The 14,829-nt window shown below is 54.0% G+C and carries 13 protein-coding genes and 1 tRNA gene; 5 read left to right on the top strand and 9 right to left on the bottom strand.

Features of this window, described 5'->3' with window-relative positions; all coding sequences use genetic code 11:
- The first annotated feature begins 385 nt into the window (after positions 1–385).
- Entirely contained in the window at positions 386–2,575 is a 2,190-nt protein-coding gene (locus AC2T28_RS19445; protein ID WP_486750314.1) for an adenylate/guanylate cyclase domain-containing protein, read from the top strand.
- A gap of 7 nt (positions 2,576–2,582) precedes the next feature.
- On the opposite strand, the gene AC2T28_RS19450 is transcribed toward AC2T28_RS19445, so the two are convergent.
- The 5 genes from AC2T28_RS19450 to AC2T28_RS19470 form a co-directional block, all read right to left on the bottom strand.
- Positions 2,583–3,065 carry a YHS domain-containing (seleno)protein gene (locus AC2T28_RS19450; RefSeq protein WP_486750315.1) on the bottom strand — a complete coding sequence of 161 codons (483 nt, stop codon included), beginning with the start codon at positions 3,063–3,065 and terminating at the stop codon, positions 2,583–2,585.
- 14 nt (positions 3,066–3,079) lie between these two features.
- Complete coding sequence (locus AC2T28_RS19455) at positions 3,080–3,724, bottom strand: ankyrin repeat domain-containing protein (protein WP_486750316.1); 645 nt, start codon at positions 3,722–3,724, stop codon at positions 3,080–3,082.
- A 647-nt stretch (positions 3,725–4,371) separates the two neighbouring features.
- A tRNA-Cys gene (locus AC2T28_RS19460) sits at positions 4,372–4,445 on the bottom strand.
- Positions 4,446–4,538: 93 nt separating this feature from the next.
- Positions 4,539–5,243, bottom strand: a complete 705-nt coding sequence (locus AC2T28_RS19465) for a CbiX/SirB N-terminal domain-containing protein (RefSeq protein ID WP_486750317.1) — start codon at positions 5,241–5,243, stop codon at positions 4,539–4,541.
- A 32-nt stretch (positions 5,244–5,275) separates the two neighbouring features.
- A complete protein-coding gene (locus tag AC2T28_RS19470) occupies positions 5,276–6,454 on the bottom strand; it encodes a 4Fe-4S double cluster binding domain-containing protein (RefSeq protein WP_486750318.1) in 1,179 nt (392 codons plus the stop codon).
- A gap of 153 nt (positions 6,455–6,607) precedes the next feature.
- On the opposite strand from AC2T28_RS19470, the gene AC2T28_RS19475 reads away from it, so the two are divergent.
- Positions 6,608–7,564 (top strand): NAD(P)-dependent oxidoreductase, encoded by a 957-nt coding sequence (locus AC2T28_RS19475; RefSeq protein ID WP_486750319.1) that lies wholly within the window; start codon positions 6,608–6,610, stop codon positions 7,562–7,564.
- Between the two features lie 103 nt (positions 7,565–7,667).
- Complete coding sequence (locus tag AC2T28_RS19480) at positions 7,668–8,159, top strand: hypothetical protein (RefSeq protein WP_486750320.1); 492 nt, start codon at positions 7,668–7,670, stop codon at positions 8,157–8,159.
- Here the strand turns inward: AC2T28_RS19480 and AC2T28_RS19485 are convergent.
- Genes AC2T28_RS19485 through AC2T28_RS19495 form a run of 3 tightly spaced genes read right to left on the bottom strand, consistent with a single transcriptional unit; the run spans position 8,156 to position 10,886 of the window.
- Entirely contained in the window at positions 8,156–8,755 is a 600-nt protein-coding gene (locus AC2T28_RS19485) for a TadE/TadG family type IV pilus assembly protein (protein ID WP_486750321.1), read from the bottom strand. The genes AC2T28_RS19480 and AC2T28_RS19485 overlap by 4 nt on opposite strands.
- 2 nt (positions 8,756–8,757) lie before the next feature.
- Complete coding sequence (locus AC2T28_RS19490; protein WP_486750322.1) at positions 8,758–9,294, bottom strand: TadE/TadG family type IV pilus assembly protein; 537 nt, start codon at positions 9,292–9,294, stop codon at positions 8,758–8,760.
- Complete coding sequence (locus tag AC2T28_RS19495; protein WP_486750323.1) at positions 9,291–10,886, bottom strand: TadE/TadG family type IV pilus assembly protein; 1,596 nt, start codon at positions 10,884–10,886, stop codon at positions 9,291–9,293. The genes AC2T28_RS19490 and AC2T28_RS19495 overlap by 4 nt, the downstream gene beginning before the upstream one ends.
- Positions 10,887–11,234: 348 nt before the next feature.
- On the opposite strand from AC2T28_RS19495, the gene AC2T28_RS19500 reads away from it, so the two are divergent.
- The gene (locus AC2T28_RS19500) at positions 11,235–12,665 is read left to right on the top strand and encodes a Glu/Leu/Phe/Val family dehydrogenase (RefSeq protein ID WP_486750324.1); all 1,431 of its coding nucleotides are present in this window, start codon (positions 11,235–11,237) and stop codon (positions 12,663–12,665) included.
- A 113-nt stretch (positions 12,666–12,778) separates the two neighbouring features.
- Here AC2T28_RS19500 and AC2T28_RS19505 read toward each other — a convergent pair whose 3' ends face one another.
- On the bottom strand, positions 12,779–13,186 hold the full coding sequence (locus tag AC2T28_RS19505) for a hypothetical protein (protein WP_486750325.1): 408 nt from the start codon (positions 13,184–13,186) through the stop codon (positions 12,779–12,781).
- 375 nt (positions 13,187–13,561) lie between these two features.
- Here AC2T28_RS19505 and AC2T28_RS19510 point away from each other — a divergent pair, with 375 nt between their 5' ends.
- Positions 13,562–14,815, top strand: a complete 1,254-nt coding sequence (locus tag AC2T28_RS19510; RefSeq protein ID WP_486750326.1) for a sarcosine oxidase subunit beta family protein — start codon at positions 13,562–13,564, stop codon at positions 14,813–14,815.
- Positions 14,816–14,829 lie beyond the last annotated feature (14 nt).

Consider the following 14,829-nt stretch of genomic DNA (forward strand, 5'->3'; position numbering starts at 1 on the left):
CCCGTGAAATCGAGTTGGAAGCCATTCATCCTGTGATGTAGTGCCGCCAAAACCGTGAGTTTTTCAACAGAATAAGCCCAAAACGGACTTATTGTTTATCAACAGCGCAATCAGCCCGCTCAAGCATAAAGAGTGCTCAGCTGACGTTTTTTGCAAAACTCCAAATAACCGATTTGGGGTTAGATGCGCTGTGTCCAATTTTGCGAACCTTCAATTCGGTCGTTACAACAGAATCTTACTATCCATGCTTTTTGCTTGGTCGGATTGCTAACACCTCAATGGTCTGGTTTCAGAAGGTGTGGAACCTACATTGAAAGCCTATATTGGTAACTAAAACCGCTTCCTTCAAAACCTGCTGACAAGCTTGCATGAAAGGGAATTTGTTTTGGAGCGTCGTCTGACTGCGATCCTCGTTGCAGACATTGTTGGCTATAGTCGAATGATGGCCGCGGACGAGACCGGGACCTTCAAGCGCTGGTCGAGACTTCGCACCACGCTTGTGGAACCGAGTGTTTCCAAACACAATGGTCGCATTGTAAAACTGCTTGGAGACGGGGCACTTATTGAGTTTGCCAGCGCAATTGACGCTGTTGAATGTGCGATCGACTTGCAAACGGCAATTTCAAGAGGGAACCGGAATTCGAAACCACATCGCACCTTACAACTCCGCATCGGCATCAACGTCGGTGACCTCATCTTAGAAGACGACGACATCTATGGCGAAGGAGTTAATGTTGCATCTCGGCTGGAAGCGTTGGCAGATCCTGGCGGCATCTACATTTCTCGCGCCGTTTTCGAGTATTGCGATGGCAAAATTGGGAAAAATTTTGAGGCGCTTGGCCCAAAAACTGTAAAGAACATACCTGACCCGATAGAGGTTTATCGTGTTGAAATTGAGCCAGGAATGGGTGCCGCTAGGATCAAAAGTGGCCCCCCAAAGTGGTTGTTGCCTGGGACAGTGGCTTTCGTGGTACTCGCTGCCGGTTATTTCTTGGTGCAGTTTATCGTTCCTAACGAATGGCATACGCTATGGCACACCGAAGCGACGAAAACGGCGTCCATACCCACTCTGGCAGTACTGCCGTTTGAGAACAATAGCGCCTCTTTGGACGACGAGTACTTTGTCAACGGGCTGACCGACGATTTAATCACGGATTTGTCCAGTATTTCAGGTCTTGTGGTCATTTCGAGAAACACGGCGTTTGCATATAGAGGTAAGATCGAAAACCTCGCCAACATTGGAAAAGAACTAGGTGCGCAATTCCTCCTTACCGGTAGCGTCAGGCGTGCGGGCGAGAGCCTGCGGATCAATGTACAGCTAGTCGATGCAAGTTCGGGTCGCAATCTCTGGGCGGACAGGCTGGATCGAAACACATCCCAGATGTTCTTGGCGCAAGATGCGGTCATTCAAAAAATCGTAGAAAGCCTTGCAATAGAACTGACCTCTGGTGAAAGAACGAGGATTGCAAAACTTCCCACCGAGGATCTGGAAGCCTATGATAAGTACCTGCGCGCTGAAGAGGCGGTGCGGAGCGGATTTCGACCACGACTTCGAGAGGCGTTGAAATACTATTCAGAGGCGACCCAAATTGACCCTAAGTTTGCGCGAGCCTTTGCCGCTCAGGCCAAGTTGGAAGCCTACATCATGCGCCAGAGTTATGACGATATTCTAGCATTTCCAATGGCCCGAACGCTCGCATATGAGCATGCAGGGCAAGCTTTGAAAATTGACCCAGATGCCGCATTGCCGCTGACAGTTCTAGCTGAACTACAAACTGTTGATGGTCAGCATGATACCGCTGTCAACTCGGCGCAGAGCGCAGTTGAAATTGCTCCCGGAGAGGCAACAGCGCACGCGGCGCTCAGTTTGGCCCTGACGTTTGATGGCCAACATAAAGGTGCGATTTCTGCTTTCCAGTCAGCTCTACGCCTTGATCCCCGTCTTCCGTTAAGTGTGCGCCTTACAGCCAGTATGTCATACATGCTGGATGGACAGCCGGAACAGGCAGTGGAAATCCTGGAGGTTGCGCGGTCGGTGTCATCCGATGTTGACGATTTCAACGCAATTCTCGCCGCGGCACAGGCGCTCGCCGGGAATGCAGATGACGCGCGCAAGACAATAGAAGAAGCTTTGCGAGTGGGGCCTAACCTTAGTGTTGAGCTCTTACGCATAACCCTAGACCATTTCAGACATTCCGAAGACCTTGAACGCATCTTAGAAGCTCTAAGTCTCGCCGGGCTGCCCAAATGGCCATACGGTTTTGACCCAGGCCCCCGCCAATCTCTCGCGAAGGCTGAAATTGAAGCACTCACGTTCGGTAGGCTATGGTCAGGTGAATTTGTCGATACTGGGCCCGCTGTTATGCAAACATCGGAAAACGGAACAGTTGCGCTTCGAACCAACACCGTTTTTTCAACAGGAGCGGCCAAAGTGGACGGCAACCGTCTTTGCCTGCAACACGATTCTCTACTACTTAATCGCTCGTTCTGCGGTCCTATCTACATCTCGGACGTTCCGGAGTTTTCTTACACATTCGTGAATGCCAACATGGTATTCAACTTCTCGCCGGAGTGAAGCAAACTCAATTCAAGGATTGGGTTTCGATCTGCAACTTCGCTTCTGGCCAGTTCGTTTCAGCCTGAGCGATCATATCGTCACCGTACTCTCCATCAAGTACTTCGACATAGGTCGGATCGTAGACGAAATACAGCTTTCCTTCGATAATCCGCCAGGAGTTTACAGGGTCAATATTTTCTGCCGCATGACCATCTATGGCTATTCCCAGGGTGCAGAAACCGCCGTATTGCGGGGCGTATTTGACTGGGTTCTCAACAAAAAGCCGACGGTGGTTCTCATTGGCAAATTGCCAAGGCGTACCAAGCCATTCATAGGTGAAATCTTCACTGCCCTTCATCGCGCGACCTTTGGTGAAATAAGCTACCGTATCGTAGCCTTTGATTGCAACGCCGCCAAATGGACCAGTGTTGACCGGATCCGCTAACGTCGCTGACCAGGTCAGAATGGAAATCGTCAGACCTCCTAACAAACTTACTAATCTTTTCATATTCGTATCTCCATTTACTGACCTGCTTGAACACACTGTCGATGGAAATCTTCGCTACCCAGTATTTCAGCCGACTGGCAGACGGCACCATGTTCCTTCAAGAGCCTCACGATCTGGAAGTGGCGCTTTGCCCAAGTCTGCGTGAGAACACTGAAACCGTCACGGTCGATCACTGAAGCGTCTGCCCCACGCAGAAGGAGAAATTCCGTAAGATTGGCATGACCTTCTTCTCCAGCCATAAAAATGGGGGTTTGACCAGAAACGTTTTCATCGTCTTCCAGATTCGCACCATTTGCCAGAAGTCGTTGCGCGATGTCGGTGTGTCCGGCGTAGCTGGCGGCGTGAAGTGCGGTAAACCCACCATCATTGCGGGCCATCACGTTTGCTCCTGCTTCAATCAATAGAAACGCGACATCCGATTTTCCTTCTAATGTTGCTGCGATCAACGGTGTCGCAGAATTTCGACCGGCTTCGTCAACAAAAGCACCTGAATCCAGGAGCGATTTTACGGTTGCCACATCTCCACGTCGCGCGGCATCGAAAAGTGTTTCAGCACGCGCGTTATCAGGCAATATAAACGCAAGAACTATCGATACGACCAACCTAAACAACTGACGCCTCCAGACGTTAATTATACACAAAAACTCACAATCAGGCAAATTTGGAGCATCTCTTTACCGCTTCGATTAGCTAACTATAGCAGCCTTTGCGGAGGGGGCGATCAGTGGCAACAGGAGCTCAGCTTTGCAAAGTCTACGTTTGCACAAAGCAGACTTTGGAACAGATAGCAGCAAATGTCAGCAATCCGCCCTTTGTGCTTGATATACCACGTCATGCTGCACCCAGCACGAACGTCGTGTTTGGGCTGGCTGCGGTCACTTGTGGGGACGCAGGTCCTGGCTAGGCGGCCGAAACGGGCGCTGCGTCGCCGCAAGGCGGCTTCGAGCCCCAAACGACGAATGCTGGTCCTGGTAATTCCCTCTTTGGTTCGCTGCGTTAGCTGTGTTTTGTCGTTCTGACAATCTTCAGGAAATTGCAGCGAACGAAAACGGCTCACAGGGACGCTCTCTCACGTGCGGGAGGGGGTACAATCGAAGTTCCATCGGCGACCAAGTCGCCTTAGTGGTCTTGCGGTGACGAGTGCGGTACGCGATTACACTGCGAAGGCATTTTGAGAGACTTTAGAGATTGCCGAATTTGCCTGAGTTCGAAGCTACCGTGTTGGTAATGTCCCCTATGTGTCCCCTAGCGCCATATGCGTGCACTCGTATTGAGTGGTGGGTTTAGTTAAGTTGCCGAAAATAAATGGAGGCGAGTACCGGAATCGAACCGGTGTACACGGATTTGCAATCCGCTGCGTCACCACTCCGCCAACTCGCCGCCTATGGTGTGAGCCGTGATTAATCATAAGCTTCACAGACGCGCAAGGGGGCAATCGCCTTTGGAGCTAGGATAGGTGGAATTTTTTGTGGATCAGGCTTTGGGTGTCGGCGTGTTTGCAATTGCATTTGCAATAAGGTTGGCCACGCTGGGCAATGCGCCTGCGACGGGCAACAGATGACCAGTGAAGCTGGCAGCACCAAGCGCCTTGGGGATGTCGTTACGGCTGTGGTCGCCGAGTTGTGCGAAAAAGGGCAGGCACAGTGCGCGGCGCCCCAGTGCGCGGGCCGCGCTTTCTATGGTTGGGTCTTGTTCGACAAAGCTGGTGCTGATTTTGGCCAGTGGCAACAACGGGCGTAGGGCGGCGGCAAAGTCATTGGTGGCCTGTGCGGCCTTAGGGCCGCGGGCGGATCCGTGCGCGGCCAGCAGCAGGTCGTAGCTCTGGTTCCCCCAGCCGTGCTCTGCGACTTTGCTATTGATTGCGTCAGCAACCAAGGGGGGCAGGGCTGGGTCCAGCCCAAAGGGGCGGGTCATTTGGTGGATAATGTCACCCAACCGCTTGGGTAGCACCTTGCCAACAAACCAGCCCTGGGCCATGAAAAAGGGATAGACCACGGCGCCTTCGACAAGTTCGGCCTCAAGCCGTCCGGGCGCGGACAGGGTGGCTGAGCGAATGTCCCAGTCGGGCAGGAGCTCCTGCACGTCTGCCGCCAGTTGCGCCAGCGCAGCCTCGGGCGGCTCTGGGGCCGAGGGTTGGCCGTGCGCGGTGATCAGGGCGATGCGGGGCGTGTCTGTCATCTGGCTTTCAAGTGCTGGTTGGCTGGGCCGTGTCAGGATTTGCTACGGGCCCACCATTCCCCCGGTTTTTGACGGGCTCCGTGGGTTTTGGCAAGCCTTAGCGCCAGTTGCCGCAGTGGCGACAAAGCCAGGCGCAGCCACAGCCGGTGACGGCGCTTGCTGTAGTCGCGGTTGAACGGGCAGACCCGCATGCAAATGGCGCAATCTGACGATAGCTTAGCCCAGAACGAGAAGCATTTCTCGGCGTCCGAGGTCCACTTGCGCACGCCCTTGATGGCCGAGATATTGTCGCCGCCGACTTCGGGCGGGCCAAAGGGAAGGGCTTTCACCGGGCAGGCGTCGGCGCATTTGGTGCAGATGTCACAGAAATCGCGCACGCCCTGGGGTTTGGGCGTATCATGAGTCAGCGGCAGGTTGGTGAATATCTTGGAAAACCGCAGCCGGGGGCCAAATTCGGATGTGATGACCATCTGATTGCGGGCATATTCGCCCAGACCTGCCTTGACCGCATAGGGGATCACCAGCGCGGTGTCGTTCATCGACGGCACCGCCTCGTAGCCGAGGTTACGGATATAGGCGGCCAGCTGCATCACGATTGACGCCTCGTGGCTGTATTCGCGCCCGGTTGCCGCCCCAGCCAGAGCCGAAGGATAGGTGGCAACCAGATCCTGTTCCATCTCGTGGCCCAGTACGATCACGCTGTTCAACCCTTTTGGCAGGTCGTGCGGCGCGCCAGACATGTCGCGGGTATCGACCCGCGCAGTATAGATCCAACGATCATCCATATCGGTGATGCCACATAGATCCGCGCCAAAGAACTTGGCGATGCGTTTCACCTCGGCCGACATTTGCGCGGGATCTTCAACCTCGACGCAGTCCTCTGCCACCGGTGTGTCGGGCTGCACCGGGGCCTGAAACCCTTCACGCATGCCCTGGTCGGCAGTGCGGTTTGACACGATATCCGAGATCAGCCACGAGGCATTGCGCAGGGCAAAATCACGGCGGGTAAATCCGTCCCCACGGCGCGGCGCGGCTTCCATTCGATACGAGGCAAAGAACTTGGCGCTGTGTTTGGACATCACCCGGTCATCCCAAAAGGCGCGGGTGAAGATGTCGTTACGCTGGGCAAAGCCCTCGAATTCATCGGTGACGTCGATACCTGCTGCGGCATCGCCGTCACGTTGGGGCGGGGAGTTGCGGGGCCATGCCATGGGCGGACGGTAGCGAGGCAAGGAACGCAGGGCAATAGATTCCAGCACTTGGCGAACCGGCAAAAAATTCGTGGGTCAGGCCGGATAATATTTCGTTTTGAGCAGTCGGGCAGGCAAGCTAGCCGTGGATCCATCGAAAGTCAGGGAGGCGACATGGCAAGCAATCTAAGGGTGGGCTTTATTGGTCTGGGGAATGTTGGAGGTAAACTATCGGGCAGCCTGCTGCGCAATGGAATTGACCTGACAGTGCATGATCTGGACGCCGCGTTGGTTCAAGACTTTGTTGATCGTGGTGCGCGCGCTGGCGGATCACCAGCAGCCATGATGCGCGACTGCGATGTCGTTATCACCTGCCTGCCATCTCCGGCGGCCTGCGATGAGGTTGTGCAAGACATGCTGCCCGAAGTCACGACAGGCAAGACTTGGATGGAGATGTCGACCACCGACGAGGCCGAGGTGCGCAGGCTGGGCGCGGCGGTGATCGAGCGGGGCGGGGCTGCGATTGAATGCCCTGTTTCAGGGGGCTGTCACCGGGCCGATACCGGCAATATCTCGATCTTTGCGGGATGTGATCGCGCCAGTTTTGAGCGGGTGCTGCCGTTGCTGACGCTGATGGGGCGTCGGGTGCTGCACACGGGTGAATTGGGCACGGCCAGCATTCTGAAGGTAATGACCAACTATCTGGCCACCGCCAACCTGTTGACCCTAGCCGAGGCCATGGTGACCATGAAGGCCACAGGGCTGGATATGGCCACCACCTATGAGGCGATTAAGATCAGCTCGGGTACTTCGTTCACCCATGAAACCGAAAGCCAGTTGATCCTGTCCGGAGCGCGCGATGTAAACTTCACCATGGATTTGGTACTCAAGGATATCGGGCTGTTCCAGACAATTGCTGAACGCAACAATGTGCCGCTGGAACTGTCACCCGAGGTGATCCGCATTATGCAGGATGGGCAGCAGCGGTATGGTGAACGGGCGCAATCTGATCGCATTATCGAGCGGCTTGAGGAGGAAACAGGTCTCAAGGTCCTGGCCGATGGCTTCCCATCCGAACTCATCGATGATGAACCCGAAGAGCCTGGATATGAGGTCATGATCAAGCGTTAAAGCCGTGAGCGGCCTACCCAATTGTGGGGGGCTGTTCGTTGCCTGCGTTTCACGTTACACCCGGCGCGCACCTGTACAGGTTGCGCAAGTTGGGGAGTGAGACATGAGCGATGATATCGTAGCAACCGTAAAGGCATCCGAGGCCCGCCGTTACACGGGGGTCGGTATGCTTTTTGTTATAGGGGCTATTGTGCTTTATGTCGCGTTGTCGACCCCACCTTCAGCAGGTTGGCTGGCGTTTCTGCTGGTTGTTGGACTGGCTGCGTTGTGGTTGGCCGTCCGTATGTGGCAGGCAACCCAGTTTACGATCGAATTGACCGAAGATGAGCTTCGCTGTTCCGATGGCAATGTGATTGCAAGGGTGGACGATATCGAAAATATTGATCGCGGATTTTTTGCCTTCAAGCCTTCAAACGGGTTCCTGATCAAAACCAAAACCCCGGCCAGCCGGATCTGGCAGCCAGGGCTATGGTGGCGATTTGGACGTCGGATTGGTATTGGCGGGGTAACGCCTGGATCACAAAGCAAGGCGATGTCCGAAATCCTAGCCGCGATGATTGCCATGCGCAACCAGCCTGGAGATGGTCGGCTTTAACTGACCTCTTCGGTGCCATCATCATGGCTGCCGCCAGTTGACCCCGTGCCTTCATACACGATTTGTGGTGCGAAACGGGGACGTGTGAACACAAAGTTGTAGATGTTCATTTGAGGCAGCCCGATATTAAAGGCGGGATCAACGTCGTTTTGTGTTTCTACAAGTATGACCCGTTCCTGATCAGGCATGGTGGGAAGATTGTCTTCGACGTTGCTGACAGTTGCATCTGTCCAGCCCGTGAAGCCAGCGCCGCGCACGACCGACCAGTCGACATAATAACGGTTGTCCGCATCATCCCAGCGCACCACCGAGACCCTGAGCGAGATTACAGAGTCAGACCGGATCAGAAGTTCGGTCAGATTGTGCATACTGTCGATGTAGTTGTCGTTTAGGGCCGTGGTCTCGCGTGAGATCAGATCCGAAACTGTATAGGCTGCCTTGAGGTTGGCACTTTCTTGTCTAAAAGCGTCGAAATAGGTATAGATCGCCGCGAATAGCATCAACAGAGCTGGAGCGTAGATCGCAAATTCTATCGATACTGTGCCGTTGGTTTCTTGACGAAATGCCCTTAGGCGAGATGTGATAAAGTGTTTCATGATTACCTCGGTTCCTGAACAAACGCTGAGGAAGCAAACAGGCTGACACGGCCATCTGCGTCTTGGTTCATATTTTCGCCCAAACCCCAATGCGGGAAAATGGGCTTGAATTTCATACAGGCCCTAAGGAACATTAGCTCGTTAGATTGACCGTTGGTGAAGCTGCGCACCGGCTGAACGTCCTCGACAGAGGTGATGCAGTCTGGGGTTGCATCAACTGCGGTCCAGTTAAACGGGTCGACTTGTACCATCTCTAAGCGCAGGGAAGTCGCGCAACTGTCGATGACCCCCGACCGCGAGCAGATCGAATCTCGGATATCGTCGTGTTGTGGATTTGCGCCGGTCCCAAGTCGCAGATCCCGTACGGTTAGATCCATGGCGCGCTCCAGCATGGTTTGCCGGAACGAGATCACTCCCAGCTCAACAGTGGACAATAAGATCATCATGAAAGCTGGAATGAGGATCGCAAATTCAATCGTGCTGTTGCCATCTTCTTCACTGCGGAACTTACGTATGGGGCTAAGAAGTTCTTTGATCATTGGGTCAACCTCAGCTGGCGGATTGATGTTGCGATTGATGAAAACGCGTCTGCGATTTCCAATCCGTCCACATCAAAGAAATGCGCATCCGAGCTGGCGCAATCCTGCAATACCGCACGTCCGCCGCTTGGGGCCTCAAAGCCGATCGTATAGACAATAATGCCCTGCGCTTTGGCGGCGTCGCAGATGTTCTTGGTGCGGGCGTCTTTGGTGCTGGTGCCGTAGTAGTCATAAACACCATAATACCAATCGCTCTTGGCCGAGGACGACCACGAGTAAATATTCTTGTACAGATACTTTAACGAGGTTGACGCGAATAGGTTTGCCCAGCTTAGCCTGTCAGAGTTTGCGCCGTCGTAAGGGCTTGATTTCCAGTATGAATACCCTTTCCACCTGTATTGTCCGGTCGAGGGCTTTATGGTCGAATACTGCTTGGCGGCCGTGTGGTACCAGACTTCGGAGTCGCCAGTTCTGTGGTCGCTCTCGACATAATACTGTGATGTATTCTGGCCATCAGTCATGAGCACCACAATCTTGATGGTATCGACATCGGTATAGTCGGAAGGTCGTGCGGCAAAATCAACAGGGACAGTCGGGCTCGCACCGGTGGTCATCGCCTGGATTGCAGGCTGGGCAGTTGGGTCCAGCAAAGTGGTTCCCCACTTCATGCCAATGTCGATCGAAGTGTTCCCCCAGGCCGAAAGATTGTCGATAAAGGATTTTAGGACCGTGGCATCTTTTTGATACGGCAGAATCTCGCGATGAGAGTAGGGCGAGCAGACTGCATATTCACCAATTATCTGTCCACTAGGACGGTAGTCCACTGTGTACCAAGGGGTGAAATGCATTGTACGTTGCAGCGGCGATGTGGCCGATAGGGTCGTCGTCAAGAAGTCATTCGACCCGAAGTTTACACAGCGGGAATAGTCGTGTTCATCTGAAACATTGTATTGATAAAACAAGTCTTCGGTAACCGAAACTTGTGTGGCGTAGGGGATGATCGAGATCGACATCTTGCCATCGGTGGTATTGGCCACCATTTCGTCGACGAACTGTTTCGCAGCAACTTTCAGGTTTGTCAGACGGCTGTTTGACCGCATCGAACCCGACACATCCAACACGAGCGAGATCTCTAGACCATCAATGCTTTCTTCCGCAGTCGAGGCTGCGGCGATGGGGATCGTTGAAACGCCTGAGAAGCTCATAAACTGTGTGTCGAAATTTGAACTAATGTTGCTGGATACGCGCCGGTACCCCAAGCCGATGTCCGAAGTCGGAGCCTGATAATATTCAGCAAGACCAGATTTGGTCAGGTAGTCGAGTACAACAGCCTCGGGGGTTTGCGTTTGATCCAGGTCTGCGGCGGCAAGCACGGCCCGGTCCAAAGTATACTGTAACTCGGTCCGGTCCCGCTCCATACGCATTAGGTCAACACCCATCCCGCCAACTGCCAGCATAGACAGGAAGGTAAGAATGGTTGGCTTGATTAAGACACCACCATCTTCTTCCTGCGCAAACCGGCGCAGGGCGACCTTGCAGCGGTGGGCCGCAACTTGAGATAGGGCAGTCGTTCCGCGTAGTCGATTTCGCATTATCATCCTCTCCAGCCCAAAAAAGTGGCATTGGGCCCGTATGGATAGTGTTGGATTTGGTTGGTTTACTAATGCTTGATGAAGATGGCGGAATTGGGGCAAAGATGTGTTGTTAACGTTCAAATTGACTATAAAATTAAGGCAATATCGTCGATGTTTAACGATCAGCTTGTAGTCAATACGAGGGTGCCGAAGGTTGCCTATGATGGGGAATTATTCGAATTGATTCGCAGCTATGCGCTTTTTTGAAAAGGAAATGCTCAAAAAGGTCGCACTTTGTAAATAAGTAGGCATAACCTTGAGATGACAGATGCAGGTGAGTCGCCTCATCATCAGGGAGAACAGAGAATGAGCAATCTCAACGAACCCAGTTTCCGCGAAAGCGTTGACATGATGTTCAGCCGGGCAGTTGCCCTGATGGACCTGCCGCCAGGGCTTGAAGAAAAGATCCGTGTTTGCAACGCAACTTATACCGTGCGCTTTGGTGTGCGCCTGCGCGGCGAGATCCAGACTTTTACCGGTTATCGGTCGGTACACTCTGAGCATATGGAGCCGGTCAAAGGCGGTATTCGCTTCTCGCTGGGCGTCAATCAGGACGAGGTTGAGGCGCTGGCGGCGCTGATGACGTACAAATGTGCACTGGTCGAAGCGCCCTTTGGGGGATCCAAAGGTGGTCTGTGCATCGATCCAAGGAAGTACGAAGAGCACGAGCTGGAGCGGATCACCCGTCGCTTTGCCTATGAGCTGGCCAAACGCGACCTGATCCACCCCAGCCAAAACGTTCCGGCGCCTGATATGGGCACGGGCGAGCGTGAAATGGCCTGGATTGCCGACCAGTATGCCCGGATGAACACCACCGATATCAATGCCAAGGCCTGTGTCACAGGTAAGCCGCTGAATGCTGGCGGTATTGCAGGCCGTGTTGAGGCAACTGGTCGTGGCGTACAGTATGCACTGCAGGAATTCTTCCGCGATCAGCGTGATATGGATCAGGCCGGAATGACCGGTTCTCTGGATGGCAAGCGGGTTATCGTGCAGGGCCTAGGTAACGTGGGCTACCATGCCGCCAAGTTCCTGAGCGAAGAAGATGGCGCTAAAATTATCGGGATCATCGAATATGATGGTGGCCTATATGATGCCAATGGTCTGGACGTCGAAGCGGTGCGCCAGTGGATCGGCCAAAACGGCGGCGTCAAGGGCTACCCGGACGCGACTTATTCCGAAGATGGCTCGCCATTGCTCGAAGCTGAATGTGATATTCTGGTCCCCGCCGCGCTGGAAGGGGTGATCAATCTATCCAATGCCGCTCGTGTTCAGGCCCCACTGATCATCGAAGCTGCGAATGGTCCGGTCACAGCTGGTGCGGATGAAATCTTGCGCGAAAAGGGCACTGTGATCATTCCAGACATGTATGCCAACGCTGGTGGTGTGACAGTGTCCTACTTTGAGTGGGTCAAGAACCTGTCGCACATCCGCTTTGGCCGGATGCAGCGCCGTCAGGAAGAGGCGCGCCACCAGTTGGTCATCGACGAGCTACAGGAACTGCAGAACGTGATGGAAGGTCAGTGGAAAATGTCCCCTGATTTTAAGCAGAAATATCTGCGTGGTGCGGGAGAGCTTGAGCTGGTACGCTCGGGCCTGGATGACACCATGCGGGTTGCCTATCAGTCGATGCGGGATGTTTGGCACAGCCGCGACGACGTCACCGACCTGCGGACAGCTGCTTATTTGGTATCCATCGGCAAAGTGGCCAGCAGCTACCGCGCCAAAGGGTTGTAACCAGATCCAGCCTTAACGGCTCTACACATAAAGGCGCGCCAGTTTGGCGCGCCTTTTTTAGACCTAATACTTGCAAGATGGTGCTTAGAAGGATCTCAGCTTGGCTGTGCGACTTAATAAGCCAATTTGGCAAAGGGATCATTGCGGGATGTATTTGGCCGCTTGGGCGAGCGGATCAGGCCCCAAAGCGAGCGAATTGTGAACCAAATCTGGGTCAAAAACATGACCAAAATTGCTGCAGAGAACAGAACCGGTTTTTTGTCGGTTGCCACTCCGGTTGCCTGTTCATTTTGAATATGGAAATACAATGCGGCTGCAATCATGGCAAACGCAATGCCCCAACCGGCTGAAGCTTGCCAAAAGCACCTGATTTGCTGGTTGTACTGCTCGTGCAGCTCTGGGTTATCGGTTCTACGCCTTAGGAAATAGGCCACTCCGACCCCAATAAATGGTGTCAGTACCGAGAAGATTCCAATGACATAGAGAATCCAGACGAAACTTGGTTGATTGCTATTTTTCATAATACTTTTCCAACATTAAAAGGCTTAATAATTGGATTAATGTTTTGTTGAGTATTGTGGTCGCAATAAGGTGAAGGCACGGAATGATGATGGCTTGGTCCCGCAAGGGGGCAAAATGGCACGCCATTTGATGTGCCATATACTAAAGCGGGGCGCCCGCTAGTAGGCGGTGTGAGAGTGGATCAATGCCAAAGAACGACCTTAATCGTCGTTTTGCACTAGACATTAGTGCCTAGTCCATGCGCTTGTGCCAGCAAGAAGATGCCAGAGCATCATGGCTTTGCCCAAAGGGGTAGGAGCCATGAGCGAAAGCAGTTAGCAATACAGCAGGGATTTTGGCAGTGGATTTCCCGGCATTTGAATTTGGAGGTGGCCATGCGGTTTTCAGGCTGGCGGGTGCTCAAGGAAGGGCTGACAGGCAACAAAGGCTGGACACCCCATTGGCGGGATCCCGAGCCCAAGCCTGAATATGATGTGGTGATCATCGGTGGTGGTGGCCACGGTCTGGCAACGGCCTACTACCTGGCCAAGGAACATGGGCTCAGAAATATTGCAGTTCTGGAAAAGGGCTATCTAGGCGGCGGCAATGTGGGACGTAATACGACCATCGTGCGTGCCAACTATTACCTGCCTGGCAACTCCGAGTTTTACTCGCATTCGCTGAAACAGTGGGAGAGCCTGGAGGAAGAGCTGAATTACAACGTGATGATGTCCCAGCGTGGGCAGATCATGGTGTACCACAATGACGGTCAGCGCGACGCCATGGTGCGCCGGGGTAACTCGATCATTAACCAGGGCGATGATGCGGAGCTGCTTAGTCGTGATGCCCTGCGAGAAATGGTGCCGATCCTCAATTACGACAATGCGCGCTTTCCGATTATGGGCGGCTTGTTGCAGCGTCGCGCCGGTACAGCGCGTCATGACGCGGTGGCCTGGGGTTTTGCCCGTGGCGCCGACCAGCACGGGGTGGATCTGATCCAGAACTGCGAAGTCACCGGGATCGATATTGAAAATGGCAAGGTAAAGGGCGTGCAGACCACGCGCGGTGTTATCCGCGCCAAGAAGGTGGCGCTGGCTGCAGCTGGCCGATCCGGGCAGGTTGCTGCACTTGCAGGGATGCGCTTGCCAATCGAAAGCCACGTGTTGCAGGCCTTTGTCAGCGAAGGCATCAAGCCGGTGTTGGACCATGTGGTGTCTTTTGCCGAGGGCCATCTGTACGTCAGCCAGTCTGACAAGGGCGGCTTGGTGTTTGGCAGCTATTTGGATTTCTACAGCTCCTATGCGGCGCGCGGCAATCTGCCGATGGTGGAACATACGATGGAGACCATGCTGGCGATGATCCCGGCGCTGGGCAAAGCCAAATTGTTGCGCAGCTGGGGTGGCATCATGGACATGACCCCGGATGGCTCGCCCATCATTGATCACTCGGGCATCGAAGGTCTCTATCTGAACTGCGGCTGGTGCTACGGCGGGTTCAAGGCGATCCCCGGATCGGGCAACGCCTATGCACATCTGATCGCAACAGACCGCCCGCATGGGGCGGCGACCAAATTCAGGCTGGATCGGTTCCGTGATGGGTATGGTCTGATGGATGAGGAGGGAACCGGTGCGCAACATAACCTGCATTGAGGATTTGAACCGGA

It is taken from the genome of Parasedimentitalea nitratireducens (genome assembly GCF_057444295.1).